The sequence below is a fragment of the Pseudactinotalea sp. HY158 genome (genome assembly GCF_009660225.1).
In the GTDB taxonomy this organism is placed as follows: domain Bacteria; phylum Actinomycetota; class Actinomycetes; order Actinomycetales; family Beutenbergiaceae; genus HY158.
Genome location: NZ_CP045920.1, coordinates 278,738 through 293,450 on the forward strand (window position 1 = coordinate 278,738; position 14,713 = coordinate 293,450).

Here is a 14,713-nt window from a genome sequence, read left to right on the forward strand (position 1 = left end):
CGCGCCCGATCAGGGCTGGTAGGGGCCCTGCTGCTGGGGTGGGCCCTGCTGCGGGAACTGCGGCTGCTGGAATTGCTGCGGCTGGAACTGCTGCGCGGGTACCGGGCCGCCCGGGTACTGCGGCGCGGGGGGCTGCTTGTCGGAGCGACCCTTGCGGAGCCCGAAGATGAGCGCGATGATCGCGATGACGATCACGACCGCCACGCCGATGAGGACCCAGAGCAGCCAGCCGGGCAGCGAGCTCCCGCTCAGCTCCGCGGTCACGAACCCGCCGGAGGTGAAGGCCTCCATGCCCGAGAACGTGGCGGAGTTGCCGGAGATCTCCACGCTGCCGCCGGAGTCGACGATCGCACCGGGGAAGTTCACCGTCATGGACAGTTCGGGCTCCATCCCGCCGAGGAGGCCGCCGAGGTCCCCGAGGTCGCCCATGCCTCCGAGATCCCCCATGTCACCCATGTCGCCCATATCTGTGAGCGACGGGTCGCCGTCCATGCGGAAGGTCACCTGGTCGCCCTCGACCGTGAAGGCGTACTGGCCGTCCGTCTCGAGGTCGCTGAAGGGCACGCCCGAGGCGCTGATCTCGCAGCCGAACTTGCCGGCGACCTCGGTCTGCTCGACCGCGATGTCGACGCCGGTGTCCACGTCCGGCGAGAACTCGGAGCAGTCCATGTCCTCGGCCGTGGCCATACCCGTCTTGTCCTGGACCGTCATGGTCATATCGACGGTCTGGTCGGAGTGCACCGTGAACTCGGCGTCCATCGTGATGCAGCTCGCGAGAAGGAACATGAGGGGGAGGGCGAGGAGGGCCAAAAGGCGCCGCTTGCGGTCGTCGGTTCGTGGGCTCATGGCCCGGAGCCTAGCTGAGCGGTAGCCCGGAGTCGGCTGGGAATCCTCTCCGAGTCGCGAATGTGACCCGTTCGGGAAGTGCCGCCCTGCCGGATCGGGCCACTACGGTCTGGCCGGGGGAGCACGCTGCGTCTCCGGGCGTTCCGGCACGGTTCCGGCGCCCGCCGGGGGCCGACCCGATGCGCACTCGTGGCGGGTGTGACGAGCGCCATGGTGAAGCGGTGCCGGGCAGTTTGGTGTCGGGCCGTCGAACCGGGTAGGCTCAAACGCGGTTCGACCGGCGCCCGTAGCTCAATGGATAGAGCATCTGACTACGGATCAGAAGGTTGGGGGTTCGAGTCCCTCCGGGCGCGCTTCGCTTGAGACAGCGGAAACTACGGCTCCACCCTCCGGGGTGGGGCCGTTCGCGTTTTTCGGCGGCGCGCACCGGCGATGCGGTGCGCGGTCATGCGCCGGCTCGAGGTCCTGCAGGTCGAGGACACGATCGAGCACGACCGCCCCGGCGCCGAAGATGCCGGCGTGCTCCTTCGCCTGACTCACCACGATGTCGAGCTCGTCGGTGATCATCGGGAGGCACTCCAGGTAGATCGCCGAACGCACGCCCGCGACGAACGCCTCGGCCTCGCCGAGGGTCCCGCCGAGGACGAGACGCTGCGGGTTGAAGAAGTTCATGATCGTCGCGAGAACCCGCCCGACTCGAGTGCCGGCCTCGCGGAGCATCCGGGTCGCGAGGGGATGTGCGTCCCTCGCGAGCGCGAGGACGTCGTCGACGTTCTCCACCTGCACTTCGGCGTCGCGGAGCGCGACGACGATTGCCCGGCCGCCCGCGACGGAGTCGAGGCATCCGGTGCGGCCGCACGAGCACAGCACGGGCGGTGCGTCGGGGACGGTGACGTGGCTGACGTCGCCCGCCATGCCGTGGTGGCCGCGGTGCAGCGAGCCCGACGCGATGACCCCGCAGCCGATGCTCGAGCCGACCTTCACGAACACGAGGTCGGCCACATGTCGATCGAGCCTGTGTTCGCCGAGCGCCATGAGGTTCGCGTCGTTGTCGATCACGGCGGGGAGGCCGGTGAGATCGGACACCGCGGCGCCGACGTCGACGCCGTTCCATCCCGGCATGCGCGAGGGGGAGACCATTCTCCCGGTGCGGGAGTCGACCGGTCCAGGTACGCCGATGCCGTATCCGCGCAGACGCTGGCCCGGCTCGGCGTGCTCCGCAACGAGGCCGTCGGCGATGCCGACCATCCACGTGAGGATCGGCTCGACACCCTCGGCGATATCGATGCGCTCACTCCGCGTGGCAATGAGTCGGCCCGAGAGGTCGACGAGCCCGAAGGTCGCGTGCTGCGAGCCGAGATCCACGGCACACACGACGCCGGCCGTCGGGTCGACCTCGAGTGCCCGTGGACGGCGACCGGCATGCGAGACGCCCATGCCCGCCTCGCGCACGTAGCCCGCATCGATGAGCAGCTGCACTCGTTGTGCCACCGTCGTGGGCGACAGCCCACTGACGCGTGCGATCTCGGCGCGTGAGCGCGCCTGCCCGCTGCGGATGAGATCGAGCATGGCGCCGGCCGAGGCCTGATGCCGAAACAGGTTGGTCGAACCCTTCATGGCCTGGGGATCCCTTCCTCCACGTACACGCCGATGTCCTCGACGCTGAGTACAAGTCCGACACTACTGTACGCCAGTTCGTTCAATATTGGAGTAACTAGATGCAGACTTGCACTCTGAACGAGAGCGATAGTACGCTTACAGCAGCAACCTGACGACAATGCGGGGAAAGGTGGCTCACTACCCCACATCGCGCGTCAACGTCATGCACACCGGCGGAGAGACTCCGTCACCCACCGCACCGGCGCGGCTGTCGCGGCGCGTGTGATCACACCATGCTCAAGAGGAGACATCGATGAAGAAGTCACAACACCTCGGCGCCGTGCTCGCGCTCGCGACCGGCGCGGCGCTCACGCTCGCGGGATGCGGATTCGGGGGCGGCGCGACGGCAGACGAGGGGGGTGACAAGGTCACCCTCGACATGCTCGTACCATCCTATTCGGATGCCACTCAGGGTCTGTGGGAGGGCGTGATCGACGGGTTCGAGGACGCGAACCCGGATATCAAGGTGAATCTGGAGGTGCAGTCCTGGGACAACCTGGAGAGCGTCATCGCCACCAAGGTGCAGGGCGGGGAAGCGCCTGACATCTATAACGGTGGGCCGTTCGCGGGATTCGCGGTCGACGGGCTGCTCTACGACGTGGAGGATGTCGTGTCGCCGGACACGTTCGCGGACTTCCAGGAGTCGTTCATCGTGAACGAGCAGTTGGAGGGGGTCACCTATGCACTGCCGTTCATCGCGTCGGCCCGTGCACTGTTCGTGAACAACGATCTGCTCGAGCAGGCGGGGGTGAGTGCCGCACCGACGACCTGGGAGGAGTTGCTCAACGCCGCCGTGAAGGTCTCCGCGCTGGGCAACGGGATCGCGGGCTATGGCATGCCGCTGGGCTCGGAGGAGGCGCAGGCGGAAGCGGCGGTGTGGCTGTGGGGTGGCGGCGGCACGTTTGGCGACGAGTCCGCGATTGCGATCGACGACCCGGCGAACCTGCCGGGAGCCGAGCAGATCCGGAAGATGATCGATGCCGGGGCGACCCAGGCCGATCCGGGATCGACCAACCGCTCGCCGCTCATGGACATCTTCATCCAGGGCAAGATCGGGATGCAGGTGGGTCTTCCCCCGACGGTTGGTCAGATCGCGGAGAATAACCCCGACCTGGACTATTCGATCGTTCCGATCCCGACTCAGGACGGCGGCGCCCTGACGCTCGGCATCGCCGACCAGTTGATGGCGTTCCAGAACGACGAGGCCAAGAAGGACGCGATCACGAAGTTCTTCGACTACTTCTACTCCGCCGACGTCTACGTGCCCTGGGTCCAGGCCGAGGGATTCCTGCCCGTCACGAAGTCCGGTGCCGACGCGCTGTCCGGTGAGGAGGCCCTGCAGCCGTTCCTCGAGGTGCTGCCCGACGCGCAGTTCTACCCGTCCACGAATGCGAAGTGGTCGGCGGCGGACGCCGCGTTCAAGGCACTCTTCGGCCGGATCCAGACCCAGCCGGCGCAGGACGTGCTGACCGAGATCCAAGCCCAGGTCGATGCCGGCTGATCCGTCTGCGACATCTGTTGCGAATCGTTCGACCGAAGGGATCGGTGACCACCGCACCATGAGCACGTCGACCGATACGTCATCGTCCCCCGCGGGGGCGGCCGCCGGTCGCCCCCGCGGGGGAGGGGCCGAGCCCGACGGTCACCCCCGCACCGATGGGGGCAAGGCCGACCGCGCCCGCGCCCGCAAGCCCCGGGGCGGCGAGCTCCTGTCATCCCTGCCGTGGATCGGACCCGCCCTGATCCTCATCTTCGGCGTCGTGCTGTTCCCGGCCGTCATCATGTTCTACAACTCGACCCGGGACATCTCGATCTCGGGCCTGGACAAGGGATCGGCGGGCTTCGACAACTACGTCGAGGTGTTCTCCTTCCCGTACTTCTGGCCCATCTTCGTGCGCACGATCGTCTGGGTCGTCGTGGTCGTCGGGGCGACGGTGATCATCTCGCTCGGGCTCGCGCAGATCCTCAGCAAGGCCTTCCCGGGTCGACGGATCGTGCGACTCGCGGTGATCCTGCCGTGGGCGGCCTCCGTGATCATGACGACCATGGTCGTGTACTACGGCCTCGAGCCGTATTTCGGAATCATCAACAAGTTCCTCGTCGACATCGGATTCATTGACACACCGGAGGGTTACGGCTGGACCCGCAACCCCACGACCGCGTTCGCCTGGTCGATCGTCGTCGCCGTGTTCGTGTCGCTGCCGTTCACGACCTACACGATCCTCGCGGGCCTCGCGACGGTGCCCGGCGACGTGGTGGAGGCCGCGAAGATGGACGGCGCCGGACCTACCCGCACGTACGTCAGCGTGGTGCTCCCGCACCTGCGCAGCGCACTCGCCGTGGCCGTGCTCATCAACATCATCAATGTGTTCAACTCGCTGCCGATCCTGAAGGTGATGACCGGGTCGATCCCCGGATACGACGCCGACACGATCATGACGATGATCTACAAATACATCCAGAACCAACACAAGGTCGACGTCGCGAGCGCGCTGTCCGTCGTCGCCTTCCTCGTCGTGATCGTGATCGTCGCCATCTACCTGCGGGTCGTCAAGCCCATGAAGGAGGTGTGAGTCATGGCTGTCACCACGCCTGAGTTCGATACGATCCACGCCCCCGCCCCAGCCGGTCGGCGACGCCGATACACCGAGGACCAGGTCTCGATCTGGCGCATCATGCTGCGGATGTCCGCCGGCCTGATCGTGCTCGGCGTGTTCATCCTCCCGTACACGATCATGTTCTTCGGCTCGGTCAAGACGAAGTCGCAGATCCGTTCCGTCGATCCCACCTACTTCCCGTTGGAGTGGCACTGGGAGAACTACATCACCATGTGGTCCACCCCGGAGACGCCGCTGCCGCAGAACCTGATCTCGACCATCGTCATCTCGGTCTTCGCAACGCTGCTCGTGCTCGGCGTCGCCCTTCCCGCGGCGTACTACACGGCACGATTCCGGTTCCCCGGGCGCATGGTGTTCCTGTTCCTCGTGATCGTGACGCAGATGGTCCAGCCCGCCGTGCTCAGCTCGGGCCTGTTCCGCCAGTTCGTCACCCTCGGCCTCATCGACACCTGGGTGGCGATGATCTTCGTCAATGCGGCCTTCAACCTGTCGTTCGCGGTGTGGATCATGCACTCCTTCTTCGCCGGCGTGCCGAAGGAGATCGACGAAGCCGCCCAGATCGACGGCGCCGGACGCCTCACCGTCCTGTTCCGCATTCAACTGCCCCTCGTCTGGCCGGGCATCGTCACCGCGATCGTGTTCGTCTTCGTCGCGAGCTGGAACGAGTTCGCCGCCTCCCTCATCGTACTCACCACCGCCGGAAACCAGCCCCTCTCCGTCGCCCTGACGAAGTTCGTGGGCCAGTACGAGACCTCATGGCAGTACGTATTCGGAGTCTCCGTCGTCGCCATCATCCCCGTCGCCATCCTGTTCATGATCATCGAGAAACGTCTCGTCGGCGGGCTCACCGCCGGCAGCATCAAGTAGCGCGGTGCCGCCACGGACCGCACGTCGATTCCGGATGCGCGCCCAGGTGTCGCGTCCGAGGAAGGAGTGCCGGCTCAACGAAAGAACGTCGTTGGTTTCGGATCGGGACCGGGGATGGGCCCCGGCCGGGTCGAGAGGAAGATTCATGCCATTTCAAGGAAGAGATTCATGAAAACAAAGAACAAGACGCGGCGGGCGCTGGCCGTGACGCTGATGGTCGGTGGCCTGGCGTCGGCCTCGCTCACGCAGGCGATCGCGCAGCCGCCGTCCGATGACGGCTCGGTGCCCGTGATCGATGGGGCGGCGTCGATCAAGCCGCAGTGGACCTACGGGGAACAGCCCGAGGTCGGCTCCCGCCAGCCCGTCACGGCGGAGCCCAAGGTGGACCGGCCCGACACGACCCCGTGCACGGTGCAGTTGTTCACCAACCGCAAGTTCGTTCCGAAGGACGGCGCGCCGCCGCAGGACTACGACTACACGCCGTCCGCGGAGTGTGCGGGGCCGTGGTCGAAGGTGGTGCTGGAATCCGACTTCCGGGTCGATCCCGACGCCGCGCTCTACGACAAGACCGCCCAACTGTTCCTCGGCGGAGTCACGATCTACTACGGCACGACAGCGGGCCCCGGCAACTATCAAGAGGACTACCCGACGTATACCGGTCCGAACGAGAAGGTGATTCCGCAGTGGCATGAGGAGAACGACCTGACGGAGTATTCCGCGTTGTTCACCGAGCCGCAGGACGGCAAGGTCCATGTCGACAACGATGCGTGGCAGGGCAGCTATTTCACGCCCGCCACGGTCGACAACGCCGTGTATATGGATGCGAAGCTGGTGTTCTACCCGGTGGCCGAGGGTGAGGCCGCGCCGGTCGTGGCGGACGAGGTGCTCTCGCTCGACCCCGAGACCGATGAGGGCGAGGTGGTCTGGAATGACGACCAGTCGCTCAGTTACACGTTCGACAACCTTCCCCGCAATCTCGAGCGCGTGTATCTCGATGTGCAGCGTGAGGGTCAGCGCGGGGACGAGTTCTACAACACCTCCAGGAACAGTGCTGACGGCGGTATGGGGGTGCGTGAGTTCGAGGTGAAGGTCGACGGCCGGCCGGCGGGTGTTGTTCCGGCGTATCCGTACAAGTACACCTATTCCAACGGCGGGGGCTATCAGAACCGCAACTGGGCCCCGGTTCCGGCGGTGTCGGCGTTCAACTTCATCTCCTACCGGGTGGACCTGAGCCCGTTCGCGGGGGTGCTCTCCGATGGCGAGCCGCACACCGTCTCGGTGAACGGGCACAACCTGCCCAACAGCCCCACCAACCGCACACCGGTCTTCGGCTCGTGCGCCACGGCCGCCGCCGGCCTCTGCACACCGCTGCCGGGCCCCGGCTACGTGTTGACGGCTGGGTCGTTCTGGTATCTGACGGGCAATCTCGTGATGTATCGCGATCATGGGTCGGAGACGACCAGTGGCGAGGTCACGGTGAACACGCTTACGCCCGTGCCGAATCTGGTGGTGAACACGACGTCGCCGCGTCGGGCCGTGTCGACACACGACTACGTGATCAGCGGCTACGTGAACACCTCCCACGGGAAGGTCGTCACGACGCTGGACCAGAAGATCGAGCTCGATACGAACGTGACCAATTCGACGAGCACGGCCATCAATCAGCTGACCGAGTACGTGGCCAGGACGACCGTGACCAATGGCGAGGACACGTCGTCCACGACGGTCAACCTGAAGTACATCGATCAGAGCGGAGTGCACCGTGCGGACGGGCTGAACACGTTCGGTTGGACCTACGCCGCCGAGGCGGAACGCAACGGCGACCCGGGCTATTGGGTGCAGATCTCCGATCTGTACACCACGGTTCCGAGCTCCGACCTCGCGCAGCAGCGGTACGTGGCGTTCGACTCCGCGGGCCGATGCTACGACCGGACCCTCGAGGCCGACGTCTCGAACAGGCGGACGCCCGCTCCCGCCAAGCAGGCTTCCATCACCGGCGTGTCCGACGGTGCGATGTGTGACAACCCGCTCGATGTGGAGGTGACGACCGCCTTCCGGACCCTGGCGGGCAATGCCTACCTGTCGGTGTCCGCGGTGAACAACGAGGCCGCACCGGTCGATGTCACGCTGACCACCCCGTACGGATCGAAGACCTTCTCGGCCGTGCAGCCGGGCCGGACGGTCTCGGCCGTGTTCAACGCCCGTGCGACCTCGGTGGACGCGGGCCAGGTGAGCGTCTCCCTCGCCGGGACCATCGGCGGCAAGCCGATCACGGCAACGAAGAACGTGGCGTTCGAGGCGTTCCCCGACTGATCGACCGATCCATCGTCCACAACCAAGCGGGTCGTCCCCCGGCCCGCACCCCCTGAGAAAGGCAAGAAATGAATACGAGAAGAATGCTACGCGGCGGCGCGATCGCCGTCGGCGCGCTGATGCTCGCCTCCGCCGGGGCCGGCGTGGCTCTCGCCGACGACGAGGTCGACGGCCAAGGCGTCGACGTCAACGTCTCGGTCCCCGCCACGTGGGATCCGGGTGTGCTCGCGCTGACGGTCGCCTCGAACGCGACGACGCTCACCGAGTCGGGTTCGACCGCCCTCGAACGACAGTTCATCGGCGAACTGCCCGAAGTCACCGTCACGGACACGCGCGCGAACGGAGAACAGTGGGCCGTCACCGGCATCGTCACCGACTTCACCAAGACGGATGATGCGACGAAGATCATCGGTGCCGACCACCTCGGCTGGTCTCCGAAGCTCACCGATGATCCCGGTGACGGCACGGTCGAAGCGGGTGGCGACGTCGAGGGAACGCTGGACGCCGGACCCGGTCTCGACAACGGGTTCGATCTGCTCTACGCCGCGTGGGACGCACAGGCGGCCACCGAGGCTCGCCAGGGGAGCTGGAGCGCCTCGGCGGATCTCACGCTCAAGGTCGACGCGACCGTGACCCCGGGTGACTACAAGGCGCTGCTCACGCTGTCGCTCTTCGACTGAAATCCGCACCGGTGGCGGGTGGCGTGACCCTCGGCACGCCACCCGCCACCGCACATCGACAGCATCGAGGATCTTCATGAGACGGCATCCCACAGTGAGCTCGGCCGTGACGATCACGGCCGCGGTCCTCGCGCTTCTCGGCACAGCGCCCGGCCCCGCACTCGCGTCCGCCGACCCGGCGAACTCCGTCACCTGGACTGTGCGACCCAGCGACGGGAACGTGGCGGACGGGCGCACCTGGGTCGAGCTCGACCTCGATCCCGGCGCGGTGGTCGACGACCACCTCATCGTCACCAACCTCGGCGACGACCCGGTCGACTTCCGGCTGACGGCCGCGGACGGGTACCTCACCGAATCCGGCCACTTCACCATGCTCCCCTCGCACCAGGAGTCGACCGACGCAGGCGCATGGATCGCGATCGCCGAGGACGTGGTGAGCGTCGATGCCGGCGGTTCCGTCGTCGTCCCCTTCACCGTTCGCATCCCCGCGAACGCGACACCCGGAGACCACCCCGCCGGGGTCGCCGCGTCCGTCGTCTCGACCGGGAGGGCGCAGGACGGAGCGAGCATGGGGGTGGAGAGCCGGGTCGGCTTCCGGGTCATGACCCGCGTCACAGGGGAGCTCGCACCCGCCGTCGAGATCGGCGACGTGGTGGCGAACTATCGGATGTCCTGGAACTTCCTCAGCCCCGGATCCATCGACCTCTCCTATGACGTGTCGAACAGCGGAAACACCCGCCTGGTCACGTCGCCGCAGCAGGAATCCACTGGAGTCTTCAACGGCCCGCCCGAGGTGGTCCCGGGTGACGGCGAGGTCGAGCTGCTCCCAGGTGGATCGCGGACCGTCCATGCAACGATCGCGAACGTGTGGCCGATCGGGCTCGTGACGCTCACCGTGCGTGCCGGCGCCGATGTGCCGGAGGGCGGCGTCGATGCACCGGCGGATGCCGTTCGCCAGATCGTGATCGTGGCCATCCCCTGGCCGCAGCTGCTCGCCGCCGGCGGCGCGGCGCTCCTCGTCATCGCACTCGTGTGGAGGAGGAGGGCATCCGGCAAGAAGGTCGCGGCGATGCTGGCCGAGGCAAGGGACGCCGGTGCCCGGGAGGCGCTCAACGCCTACGCGCCGGCCGGGGACCGGCCGTGATCCGGTACGCGGCAGTGACACGTGAACCGGGCCCGCCCGTGGTCGAGGGGGCGGTGAGCACGACGAGAGTTCCGGGCCGGGGATGGACCCCGGCCGGGTCGAGAGGATGAGATTCATGTCATTTCAAGGAGGAGATTCATGAAGACGAGGAACAAGACGTGGCGGGCTCTGGCCGTGACGCTGATGGTCGGTGGCCTGGCGTCGGCCTCGCTCACGCAGGCGATCGCCCAGCCGCCGTCGCCGACCGATGACGGCTCGGCGCCGGTGATCGATGGGGCGGCGTCGATCAAGCCGCAATGGACCTACGGGGAACAGCCCGCGGTGGGCTCGCGCCAGCCCGTCACGGCGGAGCCCAAGGTGGACCGGCCCGACACGACCCCGTGCACGGTGCAGTTGTTCACCAACCGCAAGTTCGTTCCGAAAGACGGCGCGCCGCCGCAGGATTACGACTACACGCCGTCCGCGGAGTGTGCGGGGCCGTGGTCGAAGGTGGTGCTGGAATCCGACTTCCGGGTCGATCCCGAAGCCGCGCTCTACGACAAGACCGCCCAACTGTTCCTCGGCGGAGTCACGATCTACTACGGCACGACGATGGGGCCCGGTAGGTACGAGCAGAACTACCCCTACCCCGTCTATGAGGGATCGGAGCCGAAGGTGACTCCGCAGTGGCATGAGGAGAACGACCTGACGGAGTACTCCGCACTGTTCACCGAGCCGCAGGACGGCAAGGTCCACCTCGACAACGATGCCTATATCACCTCGTATTACACCCCGCCCGACAGCATCAAGGATGCCGGACTGTATATGGATGCGAAGCTGGTGTTCTACCCGGTGGCCGAGGGTGAGGCCGCGCCGGTCGTGGCGGACGAGGTGCTCTCGCTCGACCCCGAGACCGATGAGGGCGAGGTGGTCTGGAATGACGACCAGTCGCTCAGTTACACGTTCGACAACCTTCCCCGCAATCTCGAGCGCGTGTATCTCGATGTGCAGCGTGAGGGTCAGCGCGGGGACGAGTTCTACAACACCTCCAGGAACAGTGCTGACGGCGGTATGGGGGTGCGTGAGTTCGAGGTGAAGGTCGACGGCCGGCCGGCGGGTGTTGTTCCGGCGTATCCGTACAAGTACACCTATTCCAACGGCGGGGGCTATCAGAACCGCAACTGGGCCCCGGTTCCGGCGGTGTCGGCGTTCAACTTCATCTCCTACCGGGTGGACCTGAGCCCGTTCGCGGGGGTGCTCTCTGATGGCCAGCCGCACACCGTCTCGGTGAACGGGCACAACCTGCCCAACAGCCCCACCACACGCACGTGCGTCTTCGCCAAGGTCGCGGACCGGTTCGGGGACCCCGGATGTGATCGCGGCTACGTGTTGACCGGTGGGTCGTTCTGGTATCTGACGGGCAATCTCGTGATGTATCGCGATCATGGGTCGGAGACGACCAGTGGCGAGGTCACGGTGAACACGCTTACGCCCGTGCCGAATCTGGTGGTGAACACGACGTCGCCGCGTCGGGCCGTGTCGACACACGACTACGTGATCAGCGGCTACGTGAACACCTCCCACGGGAAGGTCGTCACGACGCTGGACCAGAAGATCGAGCTCGATACGAACGTGACCAATTCGACGAGCACGGCCATCAATCAGCTGACCGAGTACGTGGCCAGGACGACCGTGACCAATGGCGAGGACACGTCGTCCACGACGGTCAACCTGAAGTACATCGATCAGAGCGGAGTGCACCGTGCGGACGGGCTGAACACGTTCGGCTGGGCCTACGCCGCCGAGGCGGAACGCAACGGCGACCCGGGCTATTGGGTGCAGATCTCCGATCTGTACACCACGGTTCCGAGCTCCGACCTCGCGCAGCAGCGGTACGTGGCGTTCGACTCCGCGGGCCAGTGCTATGACCGGACCCTCGCGGCGGACATCACCCAGAGGAAGCCCTCGATCGTGGGCGTATTCGATGACGTGCGGTGTGACGACCCGCTCGATGTCGAGGTGACGACCGCCTTCCGGACCCTGGCGGACAATGCCTACCTGTCGGTGTCCGCGGTGAACAACGAGGCGGCACCGGTCGATGTCACGTTGACCACCCCGTACGGATCGAAGACCTTCTCTGCCGTGCAGCCGGGCCGGACGGTCTCGACCGTGTTTAACGCCCGCGCGACCTCGGTGGACGCGGGCCAGGTGGGCGTCTCCCTCGCCGGGAGCATCGGCGGCAAGCCGATCACGGCAACGAAGAACGTGGCGTACGAGGCGTTCCCCGACTGATCGACCGGTACGCCTTCCGCGGGCGGGCGCTTCCCATGCCGCCCGCCCGCGGGTACCGCACGGAGGTCTAGCGCAGCCCACCGGCGATGGATCCTCCGAGCAACGGGCAGCGCTCGGAGGCATCGAGGAGGGGATTCGCACCGGTGGTGGACTCGGCTCGATGCTCGAGCCGTCGGTCGTTGTTCGATTGAAGTCTCGAGATGATTCGTCTCGATCATGTGGGCGGGGCCGATCCCATGGGATCGCGGCCGGTTGGGGCGGCACTCAGGTGCTCGTCCTGCCGCGCTGCGCATCCCACGCAGCCACGACGTGACTCGAAAGGTCAGGAATGCACAAGAACAGGGGCGCGCAAGATCACTTTGCGCCGTGGCTCTTCACCAAGGTCGGCACGGAGGTGCAGCCGTGCAGGACGGCATGCGCGCCGGTCGGAACGGGCCGGCGCCGCAACGGCCGCGCGCGGTATTCATCGGGCGAGGAGGAGGCTGCCTCGAACGAAAGACGACGCCTCCACGCCGAGCAGGACCCGACCGGGTGGATCGTCGGATGAGCGCGGTCGAACTCGCGGTTCAGGATGTCCATGGCATCGAGACGGCCGGCGCCCTGCGGCCGGACCGGATCGAACTGTGCTCGACCCTCGGCTTCGGAGGCGTCTCACCGTCCTTCGGCCTGATCGAGGAGGCCACGGCCGGCTCGGTTCCGGTACATGTGCTGATCCGGCCGCGCGCAGGCGACTTCACCTATGGCAGCTCGGAGCGGCGTGTGATCGTGCGCGATGCGCGCCGCGCGATCGAGGCGGGCGCCGCGGGCATCGTCACCGGCGGGATCGTCAATGGATCACCTGACCTGCGCCTCCTCGATGAGGTGCGGCAGGTCATCGGGCGGGCCGAGCTCACCTTCCACCGAGCATTCGACTCGATCCGCGAGCCGCTGCGCGTGCTGGAAGACCTCCGCTCGCACGGCGTGACGCGCATCCTCACCAGCGGCGGTGCCGACCGTGCCGAGCACGCCCTGGACCGGCTCGCCCTCCTCGTCGAGAACTCTCGGGGCGGGATCCAGGTGATGGCGGGAGGGGGAGTGACGGCGGCGAACGCCCACAAGGTGCTCGCCACGGGCGTCGACGCCATCCACGGATCGGTCACGACGATTGTGACCGGGGCGTCGACCGTGACGCTCGGCTCGTCCGCAGGCGCCGGTGTGGCGCGCTGGGAGACGACTGATTGTGAGCAGGCTCGTCGTCTGATCGACATCGCGCGTCGGGGAGGGCGACCGTGAACCATCTCGGGGTCGACTATGGCGGGACGTTCACCAAACTCCTGCTCGTGGACGTGGAGCGCCACGATCGGGTGGCCGTGCGCACAGAAACGGTACAGACGCCTTCCGGTGGCCGCGCACTGGAGGAACTCGCCGTGTTGGTAGATCGATTCGTCGGGGCCGATGGCATCGGTTCGCTGGGCGTGACGATTGCCGGACTGCTGAACGCCGATGGGCGAACCGTGGACGTCTGCTCGAACATGCCCTGGCTGCTCGGGACGGATCCCGCGGCGGTTCTCTCCGAGGCACTGGGGGCGCCCGGGCTCGCATTGAACGATGGTGAGGCCGCCGCCACGGCGGAAGCCGTTCTCGGGGCGGGCCGGCAATGGGACGACGTCTTCATGGTCGCACTGGGCACCGGCATCGCCGGCGCGCACGTCGTCGATGGCAAGGTGCGTCGGGGTGCGCACGGTGCCGCTGGGGAGGTGGGCCACGTTGCAACAGGAGACGGCCGCTTGTGCAGCTGTGGGCAGCGCGGCTGCCTCGAGGTGAGTATCGGCGGTCGCGCCCTGGCGACCCGCTGGGCCCAGGAGCGCCAGATCCCGACGATCGCGACGGCGAAAGACGTCATCGCCGCTGCCGCCGCAGGCGACATCGTGGCGCGCAGGCTTCTCGACGAGGCGACAACCGCACTGGCACGGGGCCTCCTCGGCATCGTGACCTTGATCGACCCGGCAGCGATCATCGTGGGCGGTGGTCTATCGAACGCACGTGAATGGATCCTCGATCCCGCCATCGCGAAATCTCGCCGGTGGGCAACGTTTCATCAGCTTCCGCCGATCGTCGCGGCAGATCTCGGCGTGCTCGCGGGTGCCTGGGGCGCAGCGCTAGCGTCCGAACGAGTGTGTGCGCAGGCAGGCAGCCGGATCCCCGTTCCGGATCCGGTAGAGCAAGCGTGACGGTAGTCACGAGCTGGCCTGTCGACGCTCGCGCAGACATCGGACCAGTGATGGTGATCCTGCGATGACTGTGCGCCCCTCGGAGCAGCGCTCGGGGGGAGTTGC

11 protein-coding genes and 1 tRNA gene are annotated in these 14,713 nt (G+C 66.8%); 10 read left to right on the forward strand and 2 right to left on the reverse strand.

Annotated features, from left to right (window positions below):
* Nucleotides 1-9: 9 nt before the first annotated feature.
* A complete protein-coding gene (locus GCE65_RS01255) occupies nucleotides 10-846 on the reverse strand; it encodes a hypothetical protein (RefSeq protein ID WP_153877095.1) in 837 nt (278 codons plus the stop codon).
* Nucleotides 847-1,126: 280 nt separating this feature from the next.
* Between GCE65_RS01255 and GCE65_RS01260 the strand changes: the two genes are divergently transcribed.
* Nucleotides 1,127-1,199: transfer RNA gene (locus tag GCE65_RS01260), tRNA-Arg, on the forward strand.
* On the opposite strand, the gene GCE65_RS01265 is transcribed toward GCE65_RS01260, so the two are convergent.
* Complete coding sequence (locus GCE65_RS01265; RefSeq protein ID WP_153877096.1) at nucleotides 1,165-2,463, reverse strand: ROK family transcriptional regulator; 1,299 nt, start codon at nucleotides 2,461-2,463, stop codon at nucleotides 1,165-1,167. The two genes, GCE65_RS01260 and GCE65_RS01265, sit on opposite strands and share 35 nt — an antisense overlap.
* Before the next feature lie 295 nt (nucleotides 2,464-2,758).
* On the opposite strand from GCE65_RS01265, the gene GCE65_RS01270 reads away from it, so the two are divergent.
* From GCE65_RS01270 to GCE65_RS01310, 9 genes are all read left to right on the forward strand, one after another.
* Nucleotides 2,759-4,006, forward strand: a complete 1,248-nt coding sequence (locus GCE65_RS01270; protein WP_153877097.1) for an extracellular solute-binding protein — start codon at nucleotides 2,759-2,761, stop codon at nucleotides 4,004-4,006.
* A 58-nt stretch (nucleotides 4,007-4,064) separates the two neighbouring features.
* Complete coding sequence (locus GCE65_RS01275; RefSeq protein WP_153877098.1) at nucleotides 4,065-5,078, forward strand: carbohydrate ABC transporter permease; 1,014 nt, start codon at nucleotides 4,065-4,067, stop codon at nucleotides 5,076-5,078.
* A gap of 3 nt (nucleotides 5,079-5,081) precedes the next feature.
* Nucleotides 5,082-5,990 (forward strand): carbohydrate ABC transporter permease, encoded by a 909-nt coding sequence (locus GCE65_RS01280; protein WP_228760050.1) that lies wholly within the window; start codon nucleotides 5,082-5,084, stop codon nucleotides 5,988-5,990.
* A 66-nt stretch (nucleotides 5,991-6,056) separates the two neighbouring features.
* The gene (locus tag GCE65_RS01285) at nucleotides 6,057-8,303 is read left to right on the forward strand and encodes a peptide-N4-asparagine amidase (protein ID WP_153877099.1); all 2,247 of its coding nucleotides are present in this window, start codon (nucleotides 6,057-6,059) and stop codon (nucleotides 8,301-8,303) included.
* An 83-nt stretch (nucleotides 8,304-8,386) separates the two neighbouring features.
* A complete protein-coding gene (locus GCE65_RS01290; protein ID WP_228760051.1) occupies nucleotides 8,387-8,983 on the forward strand; it encodes a hypothetical protein in 597 nt (198 codons plus the stop codon).
* A gap of 76 nt (nucleotides 8,984-9,059) precedes the next feature.
* Nucleotides 9,060-10,127: a hypothetical protein gene (locus GCE65_RS01295; protein WP_153877101.1), complete on the forward strand. Its 1,068-nt coding sequence runs from the start codon at nucleotides 9,060-9,062 to the stop codon at nucleotides 10,125-10,127.
* Between the two features lie 138 nt (nucleotides 10,128-10,265).
* Nucleotides 10,266-12,398 (forward strand): peptide-N4-asparagine amidase, encoded by a 2,133-nt coding sequence (locus GCE65_RS01300; protein WP_153877102.1) that lies wholly within the window; start codon nucleotides 10,266-10,268, stop codon nucleotides 12,396-12,398.
* Between the two features lie 309 nt (nucleotides 12,399-12,707).
* Nucleotides 12,708-13,670 carry a copper homeostasis protein CutC gene (locus GCE65_RS01305; protein WP_194928769.1) on the forward strand — a complete coding sequence of 321 codons (963 nt, stop codon included), beginning with the start codon at nucleotides 12,708-12,710 and terminating at the stop codon, nucleotides 13,668-13,670.
* A complete protein-coding gene (locus GCE65_RS01310) occupies nucleotides 13,667-14,608 on the forward strand; it encodes an ROK family protein (protein WP_153877104.1) in 942 nt (313 codons plus the stop codon). The genes GCE65_RS01305 and GCE65_RS01310 overlap by 4 nt, the downstream gene beginning before the upstream one ends.
* Nucleotides 14,609-14,713: the final 105 nt, after the last annotated feature.